20 protein-coding genes and 1 tRNA gene are annotated in these 22,006 nt (G+C 32.1%); 12 read left to right on the top strand and 9 right to left on the bottom strand.

The annotated features are described in order from the left end of the window. Nucleotides 1-2 precede the first annotated feature (2 nt). The 3 genes from NCC77_RS05270 (at nucleotide 3) to NCC77_RS05260 (ending at nucleotide 826) form a co-directional block, all read left to right on the top strand. Entirely contained in the window at nucleotides 3-299 is a 297-nt protein-coding gene (locus NCC77_RS05270) for a hypothetical protein (RefSeq protein ID WP_250834649.1), read from the top strand. A 2-nt stretch (nucleotides 300-301) separates the two neighbouring features. Further along, nucleotides 302-661 carry a dihydroneopterin aldolase gene (gene folB, locus NCC77_RS05265; RefSeq protein WP_250834648.1) on the top strand — a complete coding sequence of 120 codons (360 nt, stop codon included), beginning with the start codon at nucleotides 302-304 and terminating at the stop codon, nucleotides 659-661. A gap of 94 nt (nucleotides 662-755) precedes the next feature. After that, nucleotides 756-826: transfer RNA gene (locus tag NCC77_RS05260), tRNA-Cys, on the top strand. A 275-nt stretch (nucleotides 827-1,101) separates the two neighbouring features. On the opposite strand, the gene NCC77_RS05255 is transcribed toward NCC77_RS05260, so the two are convergent. Genes NCC77_RS05255 through rnr form a run of 3 tightly spaced genes read right to left on the bottom strand, consistent with a single transcriptional unit; the run spans nucleotide 1,102 to nucleotide 4,675 of the window. Next, nucleotides 1,102-1,785, bottom strand: a complete 684-nt coding sequence (locus NCC77_RS05255) for a LysE family translocator (RefSeq protein ID WP_250834647.1) — start codon at nucleotides 1,783-1,785, stop codon at nucleotides 1,102-1,104. 14 nt (nucleotides 1,786-1,799) lie between these two features. After that, nucleotides 1,800-2,468 (bottom strand): head GIN domain-containing protein, encoded by a 669-nt coding sequence (locus tag NCC77_RS05250; RefSeq protein WP_248728823.1) that lies wholly within the window; start codon nucleotides 2,466-2,468, stop codon nucleotides 1,800-1,802. A 23-nt stretch (nucleotides 2,469-2,491) separates the two neighbouring features. After that, nucleotides 2,492-4,675 carry a ribonuclease R gene (gene rnr, locus NCC77_RS05245; protein ID WP_250834646.1) on the bottom strand — a complete coding sequence of 728 codons (2,184 nt, stop codon included), beginning with the start codon at nucleotides 4,673-4,675 and terminating at the stop codon, nucleotides 2,492-2,494. A 110-nt stretch (nucleotides 4,676-4,785) separates the two neighbouring features. Here rnr and NCC77_RS05240 point away from each other — a divergent pair, with 110 nt between their 5' ends. After that, complete coding sequence (locus NCC77_RS05240; protein WP_095930570.1) at nucleotides 4,786-5,019, top strand: putative signal transducing protein; 234 nt, start codon at nucleotides 4,786-4,788, stop codon at nucleotides 5,017-5,019. Nucleotides 5,020-5,059: 40 nt separating this feature from the next. On the opposite strand, the gene NCC77_RS05235 is transcribed toward NCC77_RS05240, so the two are convergent. Then, nucleotides 5,060-6,541 carry a T9SS type A sorting domain-containing protein gene (locus NCC77_RS05235; RefSeq protein ID WP_250834645.1) on the bottom strand — a complete coding sequence of 494 codons (1,482 nt, stop codon included), beginning with the start codon at nucleotides 6,539-6,541 and terminating at the stop codon, nucleotides 5,060-5,062. Between the two features lie 930 nt (nucleotides 6,542-7,471). Here NCC77_RS05235 and rpiB point away from each other — a divergent pair. Beyond that, on the top strand, nucleotides 7,472-7,903 hold the full coding sequence (rpiB, locus tag NCC77_RS05230; RefSeq protein ID WP_250834644.1) for a ribose 5-phosphate isomerase B: 432 nt from the start codon (nucleotides 7,472-7,474) through the stop codon (nucleotides 7,901-7,903). A gap of 153 nt (nucleotides 7,904-8,056) precedes the next feature. On the opposite strand, the gene NCC77_RS05225 is transcribed toward rpiB, so the two are convergent. Then, on the bottom strand, nucleotides 8,057-8,326 hold the full coding sequence (locus NCC77_RS05225; protein WP_250834643.1) for a DUF1294 domain-containing protein: 270 nt from the start codon (nucleotides 8,324-8,326) through the stop codon (nucleotides 8,057-8,059). A gap of 115 nt (nucleotides 8,327-8,441) precedes the next feature. Between NCC77_RS05225 and NCC77_RS05220 the strand changes: the two genes are divergently transcribed. Both NCC77_RS05220 and NCC77_RS05215 read left to right on the top strand, forming a co-directional pair. Continuing rightward, the gene (locus tag NCC77_RS05220; protein ID WP_250834642.1) at nucleotides 8,442-10,565 is read left to right on the top strand and encodes a Tex family protein; all 2,124 of its coding nucleotides are present in this window, start codon (nucleotides 8,442-8,444) and stop codon (nucleotides 10,563-10,565) included. A 241-nt stretch (nucleotides 10,566-10,806) separates the two neighbouring features. After that, a complete protein-coding gene (locus tag NCC77_RS05215) occupies nucleotides 10,807-11,433 on the top strand; it encodes a hypothetical protein (RefSeq protein WP_250834641.1) in 627 nt (208 codons plus the stop codon). A gap of 61 nt (nucleotides 11,434-11,494) precedes the next feature. Here NCC77_RS05215 and NCC77_RS05210 read toward each other — a convergent pair whose 3' ends face one another. The 4 genes from NCC77_RS05210 to NCC77_RS05195 all read right to left on the bottom strand — a co-directional run bounded on the left by NCC77_RS05210 (nucleotide 11,495) and on the right by NCC77_RS05195 (nucleotide 16,319). After that, a complete protein-coding gene (locus NCC77_RS05210; protein ID WP_250834640.1) occupies nucleotides 11,495-12,892 on the bottom strand; it encodes a glycosyl hydrolase family 8 in 1,398 nt (465 codons plus the stop codon). Nucleotides 12,893-13,032: 140 nt separating this feature from the next. After that, nucleotides 13,033-14,427 carry a DUF1266 domain-containing protein gene (locus NCC77_RS05205; protein ID WP_250834639.1) on the bottom strand — a complete coding sequence of 465 codons (1,395 nt, stop codon included), beginning with the start codon at nucleotides 14,425-14,427 and terminating at the stop codon, nucleotides 13,033-13,035. A 59-nt stretch (nucleotides 14,428-14,486) separates the two neighbouring features. Continuing rightward, on the bottom strand, nucleotides 14,487-15,896 hold the full coding sequence (locus NCC77_RS05200; protein ID WP_250834638.1) for a DUF1266 domain-containing protein: 1,410 nt from the start codon (nucleotides 15,894-15,896) through the stop codon (nucleotides 14,487-14,489). Nucleotides 15,897-16,139: 243 nt separating this feature from the next. Beyond that, nucleotides 16,140-16,319, bottom strand: a complete 180-nt coding sequence (locus NCC77_RS05195; protein ID WP_008465789.1) for a Sec-independent protein translocase subunit TatA/TatB — start codon at nucleotides 16,317-16,319, stop codon at nucleotides 16,140-16,142. A gap of 213 nt (nucleotides 16,320-16,532) precedes the next feature. Here NCC77_RS05195 and NCC77_RS05190 point away from each other — a divergent pair, with 213 nt between their 5' ends. The 5 genes from NCC77_RS05190 (at nucleotide 16,533) to NCC77_RS05170 (ending at nucleotide 21,988) form a co-directional block, all read left to right on the top strand. Continuing rightward, complete coding sequence (locus NCC77_RS05190; protein WP_250834637.1) at nucleotides 16,533-17,039, top strand: peptidase; 507 nt, start codon at nucleotides 16,533-16,535, stop codon at nucleotides 17,037-17,039. A gap of 11 nt (nucleotides 17,040-17,050) precedes the next feature. Then, complete coding sequence (locus tag NCC77_RS05185; RefSeq protein WP_250834636.1) at nucleotides 17,051-18,535, top strand: GH3 auxin-responsive promoter family protein; 1,485 nt, start codon at nucleotides 17,051-17,053, stop codon at nucleotides 18,533-18,535. Nucleotides 18,536-18,674: 139 nt separating this feature from the next. Then, nucleotides 18,675-20,351 carry a DUF6909 family protein gene (locus NCC77_RS05180; protein ID WP_250834635.1) on the top strand — a complete coding sequence of 559 codons (1,677 nt, stop codon included), beginning with the start codon at nucleotides 18,675-18,677 and terminating at the stop codon, nucleotides 20,349-20,351. Nucleotides 20,352-20,363: 12 nt separating this feature from the next. Next, nucleotides 20,364-21,347, top strand: coding sequence for a hypothetical protein (locus NCC77_RS05175; protein ID WP_250834634.1), 984 nt, complete (start codon nucleotides 20,364-20,366; stop codon nucleotides 21,345-21,347). A 104-nt stretch (nucleotides 21,348-21,451) separates the two neighbouring features. After that, a complete protein-coding gene (locus tag NCC77_RS05170; protein WP_250834633.1) occupies nucleotides 21,452-21,988 on the top strand; it encodes a hypothetical protein in 537 nt (178 codons plus the stop codon). Nucleotides 21,989-22,006: the final 18 nt, after the last annotated feature.

Genomic DNA, 22,006 nt, shown 5'->3' with positions numbered 1-22,006 from the left:
TAATGTTTGAAATAATTATTCTCTTACGCGCTGATTTAGAAGTAGATGAAATTGGAGAATACTACGAATCTCTTTCAAACGGACTAGGAACAAAATTCTTCAATGAATATCAAGAATACGTAGAAACTTTACATACTTTTCCTTTTTTTGAAGAAAAATACAATACTGTTCGAACCCTACCTTTGAAAAAATTTCCTTACACTATTCATTTTACAGTTGATGAAGTTAACAAAATAGTTACTGTATACGCTGTAACATCCAATTATCAAAATCCAAACACTACAAGAATAAAATTATAAAAATGGGAGTTATTAAACTTAAAAACATTCGCACTTTCTCTTACCACGGATGTTTAATTGAAGAAGGAAAAATTGGATCTGATTACAAAGTAGATCTAAAAATTAAAACCAATTTACAGAAATCAGCAGAAACAGATCATCTTTTAGACACTGTAGATTATGTTCATTTGAACAAAATTGTAGCCGAAGAAATGGCAATTCGTTCGCATTTATTAGAGCATGTTGCCAAAAGAATCAATATTCGTGTGCTGGCAGAGATAGAAACAGTAGAAAAAACTACAGTTTGGGTTTCTAAAATAAATCCGCCTATTGGTGGTGATGTTGAGTCAGTTACTATAAAAATGACGGAAATTAGAAAGTAATCACTGCAATTAAATCTGTATTTTTTTAAAATAGTTCATTCGAAACTTTTGAAATTTAAAGATTTTAGTTACTTTTGCCAACCGTTCAAGTAATGGCGTCGTGGCCGAGTGGCTAGGCTGGGCTCTGCAAAAGCTCCTACTCCGGTTCGAATCCGGACGATGCCTCAAAAAGAGATACAGAAATGTGTCTCTTTTTTTTATGCCTAAACTTTCCACAATCTTGTCATTTCGACGAAGGAGAAATCTCCACGAGAAGCTCTACAAAGATTGGACAATTATTACGGAGTTACTTGCGAAGATTTCTCCTTCGTCGAAATGACAAACTGTTGTCAACTTTGTCAAATTTTTAAACTTTGACAAAGTTCTAAACTGACACTTATAAACACAAAAAAACCTCTGAAATTCAGAGGTTTAATTTTATATTTTTGAGTTATTAGCAACTACTTCTTCTTCTCTATTCTTTCGAAAGCATTTTTAACCATTTCTTTTTCTTTTGGAAACCATCCTTGAATTACTAAAGCAAATCCGAAAACCATTAAAACAATGCTAATTCCTTTTTTAATCTTAAGAATATTAGTTGGAGTCATTTTTGATTTTAACTGTTTGGCTAATAAAATTTTAGCACAATCAATTAATAAATAAGTGATAATTACGGCAGCAAAAAAGGTCATCATTCTTGAAGTCTGCATATCTAACTTTGGTCCTACAGAGATAATTACTGCCAGCCAAAAGCCTAAAACTCCAATGTTAATAACGTTCAATAAAAAGCCTTTTACAAACAAACTGCCATAGTTTCTTTTCAGAATGTCACGATCAATTTCTTCATCGTTTATTTTTTCCTCTTTCTTTAGTTTTACAAACGAAATAATACCGTAGGAAAGCATAATTATTCCTCCAAAGATAAAAAGCGCTGGATCGTCTTTTAAACTCGAAATCAAACGGTAACTTCCTAGATAAGCAATAGCAATAAAAAAAATATCACCTAGTACTACTCCAAGATCAAAAACCATTGCAGCTCTAAATCCTTTTGTAATACTGGTTTCTAATAAAACAAAAAACACCGGACCTACCATAAAACTAAGAACAAGTCCCCAGGGAAGTCCCGCTAGAATATCATTAATCATCAAATTGCTACTTGTTATTTTACTTCTTCTATTTTACCGCCAAAAACAGTTTTTTGGTTTATTTGCTTTGGTTTTCCATAAATGTAAATAGAGCCTCCTGCGCTCACTTTTGCGTCGACAAGGGTAGAAGCATTAACATCGGCTTTTCCGCCCGCAGAAACGCTTACAGTAGTCTGAGAAGTCTCTAATTTACTAGCAAGTAAATAACCTCCTGCTCCTAAACTTGCAACTTGATTTTCTGCTTTTCCTGTCAAAGTGATAGAACCTCCTGAAACAGAGCTTACTTTGAGTTTATCAACATTCAAATCAACATTAATAACACCTCCTTCTTGCGCACTTACTTTAAAAGAAGTTGCTTTGATAGCTTCACTGCTTTTTACCTCTGCTCCTTCATTAACATCAATAAGTTCTAAATGTTTGTAGTATAATGTAATATCAAGATCATTTCCAGACAAAAGTTTTGGAAAAGGCATTCTTAATTTTAAAATACCATTTTTATTAACCGCTTCAACCTCTGCTTCTCTTGCTCCTTTTATAACAATCTTATTTTCAGATGACTGAACTAATTTTACACTTAATTTATCAAATACTTTTACGGTATCAAAATCACCTAACTCTTTGGTCACCTGACCAAAAGACATTTGTACAAATAAAATTGCTGCTCCAATAATTAGCTTTCTCATACTTTTATTTTTAAATTAATTATTTATTCTGCTCTTCTTAAAAAATGAAAATCCAGTTGTTTTTTAACTAAATCGGCATTTTTTACTTTCACATAAATTTCGTCTCCTAACTGCAGTAAACGGTTTGAAGTTGCTCCAACCAATGCATATTGTCTTTCGTCAAAAGTATAGTAATCCTCTTTTATTTCTCTGATTCTTACCATTCCTTCGCATTTATTAGAAACGATTTCAACATAAATTCCCCATTCGGTAACGCCAGAAATAACACCAAGAAATTCTTCATCCTGATGATCCTGCATGTATTTAACCTGCATGTATTTAATACTATCTCGCTCAGCATTAGTAGCTAAACTTTCCATGTTTGAACAATGCAGACATTTGGTTTCGTAAGTTTCCTCATCTACAGAAGCTCCTCCATCCAAATAATACTGCAACAAACGGTGTACCATAACGTCTGGATAACGACGAATTGGCGATGTAAAATGGCTGTAATAATCAAAAGCTAAGCCATAGTGACCAATATTATCAGTCGAGTATTTGGCTTTGCTCATACTTCTAATGGCAAGAGTATCAATAAGATTTTGTTCTTTCTTACCGTTTACTTCTTCCATTAAAGCATTTATTGATTTTGCTATATCACCTTTTGTCCTAAAATCAATTTTATAACCAAACTTAGCAATTACAGTTTGCATGGCAACCAGTTTATCTTCATTTGGTTCATCGTGAATACGGTAAACAAAGGTTTTCTTTTGTTTACCAATGTATTCTGCTACTTTTCTGTTAGCCAAAAGCATAAATTCTTCAATCAAATGATTAGCATCTTTTGAAACTTTAAAGTACACTCCTTCTGGTTCTCCTTCTTCATTAAGATTAAATTTCACTTCCACTTTATCAAAAGAAATAGCGCCTTGCTGCATTCTTTTCTTTCTTAAAATCTTAGCTAATTCATCTAATTTTAAAGTGGCTTCAACAATTTCATCTGAAACTACATACGATTCTCCAGTAATAGAAATATCAACTGGAATGGTATTATTTCCTTTTGTTTCAATAATATGCTGAGCCTCTTCGTAAGCAAAACGTTGATCAGAATAAATTACTGTTCTTCCAAACCATTGGTTGATAACTTGTGAAGTTGGCGAAATTTCAAATACTGCAGAAAATGTATATTTCTCTTCATTTGGACGTAGCGAACAAGCAAAATTAGACAATACTTCTGGGAGCATTGGCACTACTCTATCGACCAAATAAACCGAAGTTGCTCTTTGATATGCTTCATCATCTAGGATTGTTCCTTCTTCTAAATAATACGAAACATCGGCAATATGAATTCCAATTTCAAAGTTTCCATTCTCTAACTTTTTGAAAGACAAGGCATCATCAAAATCTTTTGCATCTTTTGGGTCAATCGTAAACGTAAGTGTATCACGCATATCACGACGTTTTGCAATCTCAGATTCCTGAATCGAAGTGTCCAGCTTTTGCGCAAACACCTCTACTTCAACAGGAAAATCTGCTGGCAAGCCATATTCGGCTAAAATAGCATGAATTTCAGTATTATGTTCTCCAGGTTTACCTAAAACGCGAATTACAGATCCAAACGGACTATCGGCTCTTTTTGGCCAATCTTCAATCTTAACTAAAACAACATCACCGTTTTCTGCTTCACCAATTTTATCTTTAGGGATAAAAATATCGGTATACATTTTAGGATTTGCAGTAGAAACAAAAGCAAAATTTGGCTGCATATCAATTACACCAACAAATTCTGTTTTATCTCTTTCGACCACTTCAATTACTTCACCTTCAGGTCTTTTTCCTTTTCTACGGTTATAAACGTAAACTTTTACTTTGTCTTTATCTAATGCACGATTCAAATTATTGGTCGGAATAAAAACATCTTCTTCAAATTCATCACAAATAAAATATGCCGTTTTTCTGCTCGTCATATCTATTGTTCCTTCGTAGTAATCTTGGCTTACTGCTTTAATCAAGTATTTTCCAGGTTCTGTTTCTATAATCTTCTTTTGAGCTGCAAGGATCTTTAGATCTTTTATAATCTGATTTCTACTATTTGTATCATCAAGTTCTAGCTTAGCTCCTATTTGTTTGTAATTGAAAGGTTTATTAGCATTTTGCGATAAAATCTTAAGTATTTTTCCAGAGAAATCTTTCTCCTTTTTTATCGGCTTTCTAATTTTCTTACTCATATATCTTTTCTAATAAGGCTTAAAATTACAAATAAGATATCAGATAATACTTTTTAGCAAATAGAATTATTAAAAATATAACTTTTCGTACATTTACAAAAAGACCTAAAATGGAAAGCTTCAAAACGATTGCCGTATTCAATTATCTGCACGAAACCGTAGTTCTCAAACACTTACTAGAGCAAGAAGGAATTCCGTTCTTTTTTGAAAACGAAATGACACTCTCCGTCATGCCATTTTACTCCAACGCACTCGGTGGCATCAAACTCAAAGTTCATCCAAACGATTTCGAAGAAGTCCAACAAATTCTGGACAATCTCAATAATCCGCTAAAAATTGTATAGATAAAAAGGCCACCATCTGGCAGCCTTTCTAATCATTTTTTTAATTAATCAAGATTTTTTTTGTTGCTTTTCCTTTATCTGTAATAATTTCAAAGAAATAAGTTCCATTAGATAAAGAATTTACATTGATAACCTTATTCTTTTCTGTCTTAACTAATTGTCCTAAAGTATTGTAAATATTTACTTTTTCTAATTTTAAATCTTCTTTTAAAATGATGTTTACAACTTCTGATACTGGATTAGGATAGATTGAAAAATGTTCCATTACAAAACTGTCAGAACTTAAAACCGCCGATAAATCATAAACTCGAACTTGCCCTGAACTGCGTCCATTATCCGCATTAAGAGGAGAACCAATAGCAACCGTACTTCCATTTGAAGATAAACTAACGCTTGATCCACTTCTATCATTAGTAGCTATTCCATCAATATCAATTCCTAGTTGGATCCAAACGCCAGATACATTTTTATATATTCGAACTTGACCTGAATTCGTTCCGTTTCCAGCATTGTAAGGAGCTCCAATTGCCACCACACTTCCATCTGAAGATAAACTAACGCTGGAACCACTTAAATCAGAAATTGCTTCTCCGTTGATATCATCTCCTTGTTGCGTCCAAACATTAGATATATTTTTATATACTCGAACTTGACCTGAAGATGAAGAAGATCCAATTAACTCATTGAAAGGCATACCAATCGCTAGCACATTCCCATCTGAAGATAAACTTAGACTAGAACCAATTCGATCATAAGAGGCTTTTCCATCGATATCTGCTCCTATTTTAGTCCAAACGCCAGATACATTTTTATAAACTCGAACGTGACCAGATTGGGTTCCATTTCCATTATTATAAATAGCACCAATCGCTACCACACTACCATCTGAGGATAAACAAACCTTATCACCACTTTGATCAAAAGCGGCTTCTCCATCGATATCTGCTCCAATTTTAGTCCAAACGCCAGATACATTTTTATATACTCGAACTTGACCTTTATAGAATGTATATCCCTCACTTCCATCATTTCCAGGAGCACCAATGGCTACGATACTTCCATCTGAAGATAAACTAACACTCCATCCACTATAATCTTCAACAGCTTCTCCATCAATATCAGTTCCTTGCTGGATCCAAACTCCAGATATATTTTTATATACTCGCACATGACCTGAATCCTTTCCATTACCATCATTGTAGCGAGCACCAATGGCTACCACACTTCCATCTGAAGATAAACTAATACTAGAACCACTATCATCATAAGCATCTTCTCCATTGATACTTTGTCCTTGTTTAGTCCACACACCCGATATATTTTTAAATATACGCACTTGACCTGAATTCGTTCCGTTTCCAGCATCAACAGAAGCACCAATAGCAACCACATTGCCATCTGAAGATAAACTGAGACTGGAACCGCTATAATTATTAGCGGCTTCTCCATTGATATCAGTTCCAATTTGAGTTTGTCCAATACTCATTAAAGGAAATAAAAGAATAAGTAAAGTTTTTTTCATAAATTGATTTTAAATTTCAGGTAAATATAAATAAACATATTAACAAGTAAATGCATCCATTTTAAACTAAATCCAAACCATTTCCAAAAAGTCAAGTAAATTCTCAACAATCCTCTCAAAATCGTCTGAAACAGATTCAAACAAACTCAAAAAAAGACTAAAATTCAATTCATCAAAATTTTTTTTCCTTTTCAACTTTTTTAGTTTTCAACATATATTAAATACAACAAAAAAGATTTTTAAAAATTTAAAAAAATTTGTTGGTTATTATAGTGTGTTAATATGTCGAATAAATTTTTTTTTAAAAGTATTGAAATGAAGTTTCTCTTAGTTATTGTGAGTTATCAACATAGTTATTTTTAGTTAAATGATTAATTTATAAGACTTTTTGTATTTTAATTAACAACGGTTGACAACCAAATTTGAATTGATTTTGTAGATAAGTTGATATGTTGATTTCTGTTGAAAATGGTATTTTTGATATTGATAACTTTTCCAAAAATTCACGAAACTTTTCTTGCATATTTAATTCCTGTTTTGGATTAGGCATTTTTTTGAAACAACCAAAAAAAACTTCTAATTTTCTTTTCGAACTTATTAACATTTTCTGTTAACTTAAAGTTAATTGAATATCAAGCAATTACAAACTCCTATTAACACCTCAAAATTTTAACAAATATTCTGTTTATTCTTCATTGATTATGAGATAGTTATAGAGTTATTAAAATTGTTAATAACCTATAATGTTTTGACAGTAAGATAGTTGTGATTCTTGTTTTTTTGAAACGAATTACACGAAAGTGCAGGAACTTATATTGGAATGTTTATATAGTATTGAAAAAGAAAATAATTTGTGAAAATTGGTGTAATTCGTAGCAACCATTTATTAATTGAGTAAATTTGCATAACACAACTTAATAGTATAGAAAAATGAAAATTTCGATAGGAAACGACCACGCAGGGCCAGAATATAAAAAAGCAATTGTTGAAATGCTGAATGCTAGAGGATATGAAGTAACTAACTATGGTACAGATACTGATGCTTCTGTTGATTATCCTGATTATGGACATCCGGTGGCAAATGATGTATCTGAAGGAAAAGCTGATTTTGGAATCGTTATCTGCGGAAGCGGTAACGGAATTGCAATGACTGTTAATAAACACCCTAAGGTAAGAGCTGGATTGTGCTGGACTAAAGAAATAGCCTATTTAACTCGTTTACACAATGATGCAAATATTGTGAGTATTCCAGCGAGATTTACATCAATTCATCAGGCTGTTGAAATCGTTGAAACTTTCCTTGATACCGCTTTTGAAGGAGGCAGACACCAAAATAGAGTGAATAAAATTGCTTGTGCATAAAAAGGCAAAAAAAAAATTCGGTGCTTCGCACCTAGTAATAAACACACCGGGCCGATTTTTTAATTTGCCCGGTTTTTTATTTAAGTAATTATAATTCAGTTATTTAAACTTTTGTAAAAACACTGTTTTTTGAGTTATCAACAATGTTAATATCTACTTTTTGTAATTCAGAAAGGCAATTATAAGTGATGCTTGAATTACTAAAATCAAAACAAACTTTACAATAAAAGAAGTTTTACTCGTTTTATGTCTAAATAATAACATCGCTGTTAATAAACCCGGTGAACCTCCAATCAAAGCCATGAGAAACAAGGTTTTTTCAGGAATTCTTCGGTTATTTTTTCGAGCTTGAGATTTGTCATATCCAGCGAAAATAAAAACGAGAAAATTTATAAATAAAAAATATAGTAATAAAACTTCCATTGGTTTAAAATTAGAAACAAAGATATTATTTTAGCCAAATGATTTACTATTTTGCAGAAATGTTTTAACAAGTAAATTACACTATTTTAAGTAAGAAAATCATTTCATTAAAAGTATGACTAATATTCAATTCATTGCCAAGTCTGTGCAGGCGCCAGCAGTTAGTATTCAAAACACAGTAAAATTATTAGAAGAAGACTGTACGATTCCGTTTATTTCGCGTTACCGAAAAGATGCTACCGGAAATCTTGATGAAACTGTAATTGAGCAGATTGCAAAACTTCAAAAAGATTATGATACACTTATAAAACGTAAAGAAGCCGTTTTAAAATCTATTGAAGAGCAAAAAGCACTTACGCCAGATTTGAAGAAAAAAATTGAAGACAGTTTTGATTTGCAAGAAATCGAAGATTTTTACCTTCCATACAAAAAGAAGAAAAAAACAAAAGCCGATGTTGCGCGCGAATTCGGTTTGGAACCTTTGGCGAAATTGATTATATCTGAAAGTGATGCTGATATTGATTTTATTTCAACACAGTACATTAATGAAAATGTTATTAACGAAGAAGCCGCTATTCAAGGTGCAAGAGATATTGTAGCCGAATGGATCAACGAGAACATTTATGTTCGTAAACAGCTTCGTAGATTATTTCAGCGAAAAGCGACTATCACTACAAAAGTGGTTAAAAAGAAAGCCGAAGAAGAAGGAGCACAGAAATTCAACCAATATTTTGATTGGGAAGAACCTTTGACAAAAGCGCCGGCACACCGTTTATTAGCAATGTTACGCGCAGAAAATGAAGGTTTTATTAAAATGAAAATCGATGTTGATATCGACGATGCGTATGATGTTATTGACGAAATTATCATTAAAAAACAAAATAATTCAACAGCTCATTTGCAATTAGCAATTGAGGATAGTTATAAACGTTTATTGAATCCGGCAATTGGAAATGAAACCCTGCAAGAAGCAAAAGCAAAAGCCGATGCGAATTCTATTCAGGTTTTTGCCAACAATTTAGGTCAGTTATTATTGGCCCCGCCTTTGGGAGAAAAACGTATTTTGGCAATCGATCCTGGATTTAGAAGCGGTTGTAAAGTGGTTTGTCTGGACGAAAAAGGCGATTTGTTATACAACGAAACCATTTATCCGCACGCGCCTCAAAACGAAGAATCTATGGCGATTAAAAAAATTCGTTCTATGGTAAACGCTTATCAAATTGATGCGATTTCTATTGGAAACGGAACGGCTTCGAGAGAAACTGAATTTTTCATCAAAAAAATCGCGTTTGACAAACCAGTTCAGGTATTTATAGTTTCTGAGGCTGGAGCTTCAGTATATTCGGCTTCAAAAATTGCGAGAGAAGAATTTCCAAATTATGATGTAACGGTTCGTGGATCGGTTTCTATCGGAAGACGACTTTCAGATCCGTTGGCCGAATTGGTAAAAATCGACCCAAAAGCGATTGGAGTAGGGCAGTATCAGCACGATGTTGACCAAACTAAATTAAAAGAAGAATTAGATAATACTGTTATTCGTTGCGTAAACTCGGTTGGAATTAATATCAACACGGCAAGTAAACATTTACTAAGTTATGTGAGTGGAATCGGGGAGAAGCTGGCTGAAAACATTGTACAGTATCGTTCTGAAAACGGGCCTTTTGAAGATAGAAAACAGTTGAAAAAAGTGCCTCGTTTAGGAGATAAAGCGTATCAGCAGGGAGCAGCGTTTATTAGAATTACAAATGCTAAAAATCCGTTGGATAATTCGGCGGTGCATCCAGAAGCTTATTCGGTTGTTGAAAAAATGGCAAAAGATTTGAATATTTCTTTAAATGAATTAATTGCAAATAAAGAGAAAACAGCGCTTATTAAGCCTGAAAAGTATGTAACACCAGAAATAGGTTTACTTACCCTGAAAGACATCATTAAAGAGCTTGAAAAGCCTGGATTGGACCCAAGAAAGGCGGCTAAGGTTTTTGAATTTGATGCAAACGTAAAATCGATTAAAGATGTAAAAACAGGGATGATTCTTCCAGGAATTGTGAATAACATCACCAACTTCGGCTGTTTTGTTGATATCGGAATCAAAGAAAGCGGATTGGTTCATATTTCTCAGTTAAAAGCCGGATTTGTAAGTGACGTGAACGAAGTGGTGAAACTGCATCAGCATGTTGATGTAAAAGTTACTGAGGTTGATGAAGATAGAAAGAGAATTCAGCTAACGATGATTTTATAAAACTCTATTTTTTAATTAGGAAACATAATAATACGCTCAAACTTTTTGAAGTTTGGGCGTTTTTAGTTTAAATCAGTTTCAGTTTAAATTCTGTAACTCATTTTTATCTGTTTTAGAACCTTTGATAATGAGTAAACTAAACTTGATTTAAGATTGAATATAAGTTGTTAGGCTTTATTTTTTAAAATAATTCTTACCTATACTACTATATTTGCCCGAAATTAAAACCCCAAAAATACTTATGAAAAAAAACTTTTTAATTCTAATAGCATTATTATGTTCTACTGTAGGACAAGCAAAATTTCTTAAAGCAGTTTTGTATTTAGCAGATGGAACTCAAAAAACAGGTTTAGCAAAACTAGTTGATGATGATGATTCGAAAGTAACTTTTAAAGCGAATGAAGATTCAGACACTGAAAAAATACCAAGCAAAGAGCTTACTAAAATAGTATACACTGGTGAATCAGGCGGTATATTTACAATGGAATATCTTTATTTAACCAGTGCCAATATTTTTTCAGGAAAATTTTCTAATTCAAAAAAGAAACATTGGTTTGAAATTGTGTATGTTAAAGAATTTAAAATAGGTAAAATTTTTGATAAGGGAGATGCCAGAAGAAATACTTTCAGGTCACCTAGTTCGTCTTATTTTTTTGGAAAAAAAGAAACAGACCATTTAGTTTTTGGCTATAACACAATGGGAAATGTAGTAAAATCATACGGAACAGATGCGACCATGAAAAAAATGGCCAAGCAAGAATTTGCAGATTGTACTAAAATAAGCAAAGCAATTGAAAAGGAAACATTTGAGCTTGACAAAGTATTAAACCAGATTACATCTATTTTTGATAAAAATAAGTGTAAATAACAATTACTTTAAGTAAAAACTCCCAAATTACAATCGTAATTTGGGAGTTTTTGATTTAGAGTTATTTCAAAATCACTTTTTTGGTAATGCTTTTAAAATCTGCATTTGATATTTTTACAAAATAAACACCTCTTGATTGGTTAGCTAAATTTATTTCTGTCAATTCTGAAGTTGTTTTTTGCTGATGAATAATACTTCCAGAAGAAGAAATTATCGAGATAGTAGATTGCCCAGCCGCGTTAATTGTGATTCGATCAGCACTCGGATTGGGGTAAAGCGTGACTGTAGATTTTTCAAGATCGAAAGTATCATTAGATAATGTGGCGTTTAATGGTAAATAGAAATTACCTGTTAGTAATAGGGAATATAATGTTTTAAGGGTATGATTGAAATAACTATTTGGTTCGTTGAGATTTTTTAGATCATTATAAGAAGCATTTAAGTGTGCTTGATTTTCTCCAGCCATGGCTGCGCAGGCAAAAGCACCTACAAACGTGGCATTATGCCATTGTCCGATTACGGTTCCATTTTGGTTATAACCGTCTTTGATGTTTGCGGAACCTCCTAGATTAACGCGAACAAAGTCGGATGATTTTTTAGAATAGGTTTTGGCATCTGGAGTTCCATACCAAAGATAATCAACGGCAATTCTCCAAGGAGTTCTAGCGGCATCATAAGTATAGGTTTTTCCTGTATTAGCATATCTATTAGCTTCAGCTGAATAAGCCCCAGAAGCTTCACACCAATCAGAAACTAATCCGCCAACGGCATTATTTTGTGTCAAATTATTGTTGATAACCGTATAAGCTTTAGATGCAACCTGATTCCAAAAAACTACATCGTTTGTAAAAACACCAAAAGCTCGGTAATAAGCAGGAGAGAAGTAGGATATGTTGGTAATTTGGCTTCCGCCGAATTGATCTCCAGGTTTTAAAACAAAAGTATTGGCTTCAATTTCATAATTTTTAATTGCTGCAATAAGCGCTTTTGCATCACTTTTGTAATTGATGCTTCCAGAACTTGCCCATTGATAATCGGCAACAATTAAAGCAAATGCTGCATCTAGTTCGGCATCTGTAGCTCCGTTTGCACCTGCTGTTCCTGAGCATCCGTTTATTTTCCAGTTCATAACGCCATTACCATTTACATGGTCTTTGTAGTAAAGCCAGAAACCGTCAAAGAGTATTTTATCGGCCATATAAGCAGAAAGGAGCATTCCGTATGCAATACCTTCAGAAACGGTTTCACCTGGATTGTCAAATTTTACCCTGTACCGACCATTGTTACAGGTTTCGACAAAATTGATTTTCCAAGTGTCGTAACTTTCTTTTGCATCCTGACTGTTTTTGGATACTGCCATAATTCCGTTTCCGTACACCTTATTGGCGGGAAAGGGTTGAGTTTGTGACCAACTTTCTGCTGTAAGCAGAAAAGCCATCACTAAAATTAAGTTTTTCATATGTAAAAATTTGGGACTCTAAAAGTAAGAATTTTTAGATATAAAAAAAATCCCAAACTACATTTGTAATTTGGGACTTTATAAGTTATCTAAATATGGAATTACATCTAAATCTTTTTGGAAATATTAGGATATAAAAACTACCATTCTTTTTTTAATTCGGTATTCCATGAAATATTATAAACAGAATCTTTATCGTTTTTCAACCATTGGTATAATTTTTTTCGATATGCTGTTCCAGATTCATTAAAATCTAGCATTCCGTGTTTCGGTAAAGGAGGATTTCTAAGAGGATTTTTAAGTATATCTCTCGACCAATATTGATAGCCTAAGAAATAATTATTCATGTAATCATCCCAAGAATCGAAATTTTCCTGTATTTTTTTAGCAGCAATTAATGATTTATTTAAAGACTCTTCATAAGTATAAAAGCCCACTGTATAACAAGCCGATATTAAATACATTGCTCTATATAAATCCCATGCAAGAATGCCTCTATCACCATAATTTTCTACAATGAGGTTGACTAAATCACAGAATTTTTTATTATAATTTGCATTTTTTTTAATATATTCATATTCATTTAGAAATCTTTCATTGTGCATTTTTCCTTCTGATAATTTATGTATTGTTTCATTGGCATCTTTACGATTGCGAATGCCCCAACCTGATTCTAGCATTTCTAAACTTGATTGTTTACTAGATTCATCCATTAAACCCATTGGAAACAGATGAGGAGTATTACCATTGCTAACGTGAAGTAATGCTTTTGCTGCATTGAACCATTTTATCGTATCGGGATATTCTAATACATTAGAAATCTTCCATTCATCTATTAAAGGCGTTTTCCAATCAATAACATAAATACCGTTTTTTATTTCTCTCTCATTATAGTAATAATTTCGTCTTTTAGACATAGAAGAACCTGAATCATACGGACTGGACCCAAATTCACATTGAGCACCCCAAAAAGCATTCTCCATATACTCATCCCAACTTTTAAATGAATTTTGTGCTTTTTTAGCCATTTTTATAGAAATAGTCATTGCTTCTTCAAAAGAGTAAATACCTGCTAAATATAAACAAGAGGTGAAATATAACCCTTTAGTTAAATCATTTCCTACAATACCAACTTCTGGATACCTTTGTAAGGTATAAATACGTGCAGTTTTTTTTAAAATATTTTTTCTTTTTTCTTTTTCATCCTTTTCTTTTTCTCCAATTCTATCGCCATAAATTTCATTTATTAAAGCCCCGATCTTTGTCTTATAGCTCAGGAAATTTCCGCCATCATTGTATAAGTATATCATAGTATGATAAGCAGTCTCCTTGTCGATAATGCCCCAATTTTCCCTAAAAATCTTTAATTCTTTTTCAACTAAGTCGCTTGAAAAATCTTTTTTTGAAACCCCGCCAACAAATAGTGGTTGTAACCCATCGCTAACAAGTGTAGGAGCATAAGCAGCAATAGTCCATTTCACAGAGTCAGAATACTCATTATTCTTTTTTTTCTTATTTTCAGAAGATTCATTCATAATTATATCCGATATATGCTTTTTAAATCACTTACCTAAATTTTACTTACCAGAAAAGTTTACCATTCTTTTTTCAGCTCTGTATTCCATGGAATATTATAGACAGAATCTGGTTCTCTTTTTAACCACTCATATATTTTTAACCTAAACAATGTTCCTTTATTTTTAAAGTTAAGTAACTCACCATCTTCCAAATCAACGTACTCAAGAGGATTTTCAAGTATATCATCTGAACATAATTGCTCGCTCAAAAAGTAACTATCTATATACTCATCCCACGAAGTAAAATTTTCCTGGATTTTTTTAGCAGCTTTTAAACAAGTATTCAAGGATTCTTTATAACTATAATAACCTGCTAAATGAAACATGGAAGCTGATTGAATGACAGTAAACATGTGGCGGGCAAGATTCCCTTGTTTACTATAGCTGTTCATAATGGCATGAAGTAAACGAAATCGGCGTTCGTGATAATCGTCAGGTTTATTTTCTAATTCAAAGTCTAAATTTTTATGATTTGATTTATATTCAATATATTCGGCTAAAGTCATCCCATTCATGTATCGCCACTCTTCAAACAAGAATCCATCAATATCTGGGTCCCATAAATTTTTTATTACTTCATGGGCTTGTTCGCGTTTTTCAATACCCCAGACATTAAATAAAAATGTTATAATACTTTCTTTTCCAAATGCTGGCCAAAACAAATGCGGAGTGACTTGATTAACTACGTTATAATATGCTTTTGTCGCGTTAATCCATTTTACTGTGTCAGGATATATAATAGTAGAAGCATTCGAGTTATCTATTAATGGCATTTTCCACTCGATGGCATAAGTACCGTTTTTCTGTTTTTTCAATTTATTATAAAGACGACGTTTTTGAACAAGATGAGAATCAGGGTCATATACACTTTCGCCATCCTCACATTGTATACCCCAAAATAGATTATCCATACATTCATCCCAGCTGTTAAAATATTTTTGAAGTTTTTGAGCCATTTTCACAGAGGCAGACATAGCTTCTTCAAAAGAATAAATGCCTACCAAATATAAACGTGAAGCTAAATATATTCCTTTTGTTAAATCAGATGCTATAATACCAATTTCAGGATACTTTTGCTGTATATAAATGAGAGCAGATTTTTTTAAAATCTTTTTTATCCTGTTGTTTTTTTTATTTTGTCTTTGCTTACCACGCATTTCGTCTATTAAACTCCCAATTTTCATTTGGTAATTTTTAAAATTGCCTCCACCATAATATAGGTTTGACATAAGCTGATCTGCAGTATCCTTGTCAATGATTTCCCATTCTGTGACATATTCGGCAGCATTTTTAATAGTTTCACTTGTTAAATTCTCTTGAAACCATTTATCGGCTTCTGGATATACAAGTGTTGCAGCATTGATCCATTTTATTACATCAGAGTATTGATCATACACTTTTTCCTTTTCATTAGAAAATAAACTCATAATTATCAACATTATAGGGAATTAATCCCAAAATTACCATCGGCAAAGATAATTCAAAATGCAATATAATTGTAAGAAAAATAATATATTAAATAAATCTAAATAAGTGGTAGATTATTGATTATAAAGTGTAGTAACAACCCTTTTTGTATTATGAAGTTTTTCATAAACGCAGAAAAAAGGACATAAAAAAAATCCCAAACTACATTTGTAATTTGGGACTTAATAATTTTTTCGAATTTATTATTTCGTTTCTTCTTCTTGTTTTTTAGAAGCAGCAGGTTGATCGTCTTTAGCAGCGTTTTTAAATTCCTTAATTCCACTTCCTAAACCTTTCATTAATTCTGGAATTTTTTTACCTCCAAAAAGTAATATCACAATACCTACGATAACAAGGATTTCTGTAAGACCTAATCTTCCCATGACTAATATATTTAATGCCGAAGCAAATTGTTTATCTTAATTATTCCGCAAAGGTATATAGAAATATACGAAATAGAAGTATTTTTAGTTTAAAATATTTCGATTAGACCACGTTAAATATTTTATAAAATCGTAAATTATAGCTCTTCATGAAATTTTTAGAACAAATATCATGACGATTAATTACTATATTTGCTAGCATAAAGAAGTAGAATGACTAAGAATAAGAAAAAGAATTTTAGGAAAAAACTATTCATTAAAAACCGATTAGTAATTTTAAATGAAGACACTTTTGAAGAGATCTTTTCTTTTAAGCTTACTTTAATGAATGTGTTTGTAACGTTTACTTTAGGCGGAATATTTCTAATTTTGGTTACCACTTTCATTATTGCATTTACCCCACTTCGTGAATTTATTCCTGGATATTCTTCGACAGAATTAAAACGAAATGCTACGAAACTGGCTATTAAATCAGATTCTTTAGAAACGGCTTTAAAACAAAATGAAGCTTATATAAAAGGGATTCAGAAAGTTTTAAAAGGGGAATTAGATTATTCAAAATTTAATAAAGATTCTATCTTAGCAGAATCTGTTGAAGATGCTTCAGATTTAAATATGAAAGCATCTGATGCAGAAATAAAACTAAGAGAAGACGTGGCCGAAACAGAAAAAGAGCTGAAGGCAAAATCTCAAGACAAAAAGAAAAGTGACAAAAAATAATACCACTGAAAATGTCAATTAAGTCAATTGCGGCAAAAATTTTTGCCCGAAAAATATATAAACAAACCCTTAAATGGACTGAAAAACCAGTTGAAACCCAACAAAAGGTTTTTAAAAGCTTGATAGAGAATGCAAAAAGTACTGCATTTGGAAAAGATCATCATTTTGATCAGATAAAAAACTTTGAGGATTTTCAGAAACGCGTTCCTGTAAGAGATTATGAAGATTTAAAACCCTATGTTGAAAAGGTTGTAAAAGGCGAATCGGATATTTTATGGAAAGGAAAACCATTGTATTTTGCTAAAACTTCGGGGACAACTTCGGGAGCAAAATTTATTCCGCTAACCAAAGAATCAATGCCTTTTCATATAGAAGCGGCCCGAAATGCGATTTTACATTATATTCATGAAACGGGAAATGCTGATTTTATTGATGGAAAAATGATTTTTTTGCAAGGAAGTCCAATTCTAACCGAAAAATACGGAATTAAATTCGGAAGACTTTCTGGAATTGTAGCACACTTTGTTCCTAAATATTTACAGGAAAATAGAATGCCATCTTGGGAAACCAATTGCATTGAAGATTGGGAAACCAAAGTAAATGCAATTGCTGATGAAACAATCAAAGAAAATATGTCGGTGATTTCGGGAATTCCGTCTTGGGTTCAGATGTATTTTGAACGTTTACAGCAAAAAAGCGGCGGAAAAAAGATTGGCGAAATCTTCAAAAACTTTAATCTGTTTATTTACGGAGGCGTTAATTATGAGCCTTATCGCGCCAAATTTGAAAACATGATTGGCCGAAAAGTAGATAGTATTGAATTGTTTCCTGCTTCTGAAGGATTTTTTGCTTATCAGGATTCACAGAAAGAAAAAGGAATGTTGTTACTTTTGAAATCTGGTATTTTTTACGAGTTTATAAAAGCAGACGAATTCTTTAACGAAAACGCGAAAGTATATACAATTGGAGAAGTTGAGGTAGGAGTAAACTACGTTTTGATTATTTCGACCAATGCAGGACTTTGGCGTTATAACATTGGAGACACAATTCAATTTACCTCTTTGGCTCCGCATCGTGTTATAGTTTCTGGACGTATTAAACATTATATTTCGGCTTTTGGTGAACACGTAATTGCCAATGAGGTCGAAAATGCGATGAAAGAAGCCGTAAATTCTACTAATATTGTAATTAACGAATTTACCGTTGCACCACAAATAACGCCTGCAAGCGGATTACCTTATCATGAATGGCTAATAGAATTTGAAAAAGAGCCTGAAGACATGGAAATTTTTGCAGAAACGATTGACAATTCAATGCGTAAGCAAAACATTTATTACGATGATTTAATTACCGGAAACGTTTTACGAAAAGTAGTGATCACGAAAGTTTCTAAAAATGGATTCCAAGATTACATGAAATCGCAAGGAAAACTGGGCGGGCAAAATAAACTTCCTAGATTATCCAATAATAGAGATATTGCAGATAATTTAAAGTAGAATTTAGCTTTTTCAAAAAAACCTTCTAACAATTTGTTAAATGGTAATTCTTTAAAGTTATATATATAATTCCTACTTTCGCCTTTCGAAATATTCGAATCTTCTTTAAAAAGAGAGTTGATTTTTTAAATAAAAAGACATGAAAGAAACTAAACATATATCAAGATCTAGAGCGCAGGAATCTTCTGCGGCGATAGAAAAAATGTACATTACAATGCGCCATTTATTCAACCGTGGTTTTTACAAACCAATGGGAGTTTCGGGCGATAGTTTAAGAGAATCATTATTGGCATTACGTCCTGAGATTTACGGGAATATTGCCGAAGAAAAAGTAGAACTTAACGGACTTCTCTACGTTATTGAGCGTCTTCCGGTAGGAATTGAGCAATGCCGTTTTATCAATTTAACTTCAGACGAAGGATATTCTAAATCGCATTTCCAGGCAATTGTTCCTCCAAAAAGAAGAAGAAACTGCTATAGAATCGACGAAGAGCAAATGAATGTCGAAATCACGCGTGGACGTTCAGACATTTACGATATTCTAACCCACTTGACTTTCATTTTCATTGAATCTCATAAAATTAAAAATAGAGTTTTAATAGACGATGGAGGAGAGGTTTCTCGCGATTGGCAGAAACTGGAACAAGCTGTTATGCAGACCAAAAAGCTTACTTTGGTAGAAAAAGAAAAAGCGATTTCTCACGTTGCGAATATTTTGGCAAGAACTTTTGAAGAGGTTTTAGACATTTACGACGCATTTGGTTCAGAAACTGCGCCAGATCGCTTCTTGCACGTTATTTATTGGTTAGGAAAATTAGCAATCGAAGAAATTGTTGAAAATAATAAACGTACAATTACTTTTAGCCCAGTTTTACGTGAGCGTCTGGGACACCATATTCACGGAGAAATTTGGGCAACAAACATCAAAGAAGTTCTTAAAGCAAACGATTTGCTGAAAAGACCAATTCATGTCATTAGTGCTAACATGCACAGTGTAATGAATTCGATTTTTGCAACGCCATTGTTAAAAACAAAATATAAAGGAAAAACAGATTTCTTTATTTATGAAGAATTAAGCAGTTCTGGTTCAAAAGAAATTAGATCTCAAGTAGAAGATTTGGCTTTAAAAAACGGAATGATTTCATTGCCAGATTGCTCAGGAACTAATATCGATGTTCAAATTTTTGATACTGCTAAAATTGATTGGTCAAAAACAGCCTTTTCTCACGCTAATGTTGGGGAAGATAAACCAGTAATTATCGTAATGGATTATGCTTTTGGCGAACAGGCATATGAAACAATCGACGAACTTTTAAAACCATATAAAAAAGAAACTTTACTAAATGTAAAATCGGTTTCGATTATGGGTAAAGCGGGAATTTTAGAAGGTGGAAAAGGAGATATCATGATTCCGTCTGCACATATTAACGAAGGAACGGCTGATAATTATTTCTTTGAAAATGAACTTACTGGTGCAATGTTCGAAGGAAATGATATTGATATTTATGAAGGAGCGATGGTTACCGTTTTAGGAACTTCATTGCAAAATAGAGATTTATTGAAGTTTTTCCACGAATCGACTTGGGGGGTAATTGGTCTAGAAATGGAAGGTTCTTATTACCAAAAAGCAATTCAGTCGGCATCAAAAATTAGAAAAAGCGTACCACACGATATTAAAGTTCGTTATGCGTATTATGCTTCAGATAATCCTTTAGAAACAGGAAGCACTTTGGCTTCAGGCGGATTAGGAACAACAGGTGTAAAACCAACTTATTTGATTACCATTAAAATTTTAGAACAGATTTTCAATTTATAATAGCGCTTTTAAATGAGTACAAAAGTACCGCAGAATACAGAAGATCAAGAGATTGATTTACTTCTGATTTCAAAGAAGGTTAATAGTTTTTTTGCTAGAATTAATACTTCTATTTTTAGAAGTATTCAATTCTTTATACGAAATTGGGTTATAGTCTTGATTTTAGTTGTTGTTGGTTTTGGACTTGGGATTTTTTTGGATCAAAATCAAAAAAGTTATAGGCACGAAATTATAGTTGCGCCAAATTTTGGGAGTGCAGATTATTTATATGCAAAGGTCGATTTGATCAACTCGAAAATCAAAGAGAACGATACTCTTTTCTTAAAAGAAGTTGTAGGGATTTCGGACACTAAAAATCTCAAACTAATTGAAGTAAAGCCTATTGCTGACGTTTATAATTTCATTCAGAATAAACCTGAAAATTTTCAATTAATAAAATTGATGGCTGAAGATGGTGACATAAAAAAAGTATTAGAGGAAAATGTGACAAGTAAAAATTATAATTATCAAACTTTACTTTTATTTACTAATCATAAAGTTACAGAGGAAAGTTTAACTACACCGCTTTTAAAATATTTAAATACTTCAGATTATTATTCGAAAATTCAGAAAGTAGTATATCATAATGTTGAATTGAAAATTCAGCAGACAGATTCTATAATTAGACAAATTGATGGTATATTAAATAATTTATCAAATTCGTCGAAAGGGAATTTAAAAAATGATAAATTGATCTACTATAATGAAAACACACAATTAAACGATATTATTAAAAGTAAAGACGGTTTATTAAATGAACAAGCAATCCAGAGAGTAGAGCTAATAGGTTTTGACAAGATTATAAAAGAAAATAATATCATTTTAAATTTACAGTTAGTTAAATTTGTCAATGGTAATCTGAAATTTTTACTACCAATTACATTTGTTTTGGCATATATTTTCTTAGGATTTTTTAAATCATTTTATAAAAGACAAAAGCATTTAGCCGGTTTATAGGATAGAAGCATAAGATTTTTCAAAATTAAATTTGGATTGAACCGAACAAAAAAAATTTCAGCATAAATAGTAAATATATATTTTTGCAAAAAAAAAAAGAGCAAATGAAAAAACAGTTGATTTTTATAAATTTAGTTTTATTAACATTATTTATTTCTTGTAAAAACAAAGAAGAAGTACAACCAATTGAAGAAGTAAAAGCCAATACTTTTGATGTGATTGTAGATTTAAAAATTGAAAAAGACGATGAACTTATTCTTTTTTACAAAGATCCTTCAATTTCTTATTTTGATGCTAAAAATACTGTATATAACGGTGTAAAAGGAAAAGCTGAATCTCAACAAATAACATTTAGTATTCCGGAGGGGATTTTACCAAATGACATTCGTTTTGATATAAGTTCAAATAAAGAGCAAAATCCAATTACAATAAATTCAATTATATTAAGCTTTGAAGGAAGAGTATTTAAAATTGAACAGAAAGATATTTTAAAATATTTTACGCCAAATGATTTTATAAAATTTGATGAAGCAGCCGGTACAGCAACATTCATAAAAAAAGGCGAAGATTATGATCCGTATTTTTTAACAAAGGAAATTATTTATCCTCAAATTGAAATGGTTAGAGGGGTTAAAATGTAGTTTTTGTTAATGATATAA

The sequence above is a fragment of the Flavobacterium tyrosinilyticum genome (assembly GCF_023656565.1).
GTDB lineage: Bacteria > Bacteroidota > Bacteroidia > Flavobacteriales > Flavobacteriaceae > Flavobacterium > Flavobacterium tyrosinilyticum.
This window is presented reverse-complemented; position numbering and strand designations above follow the sequence as displayed.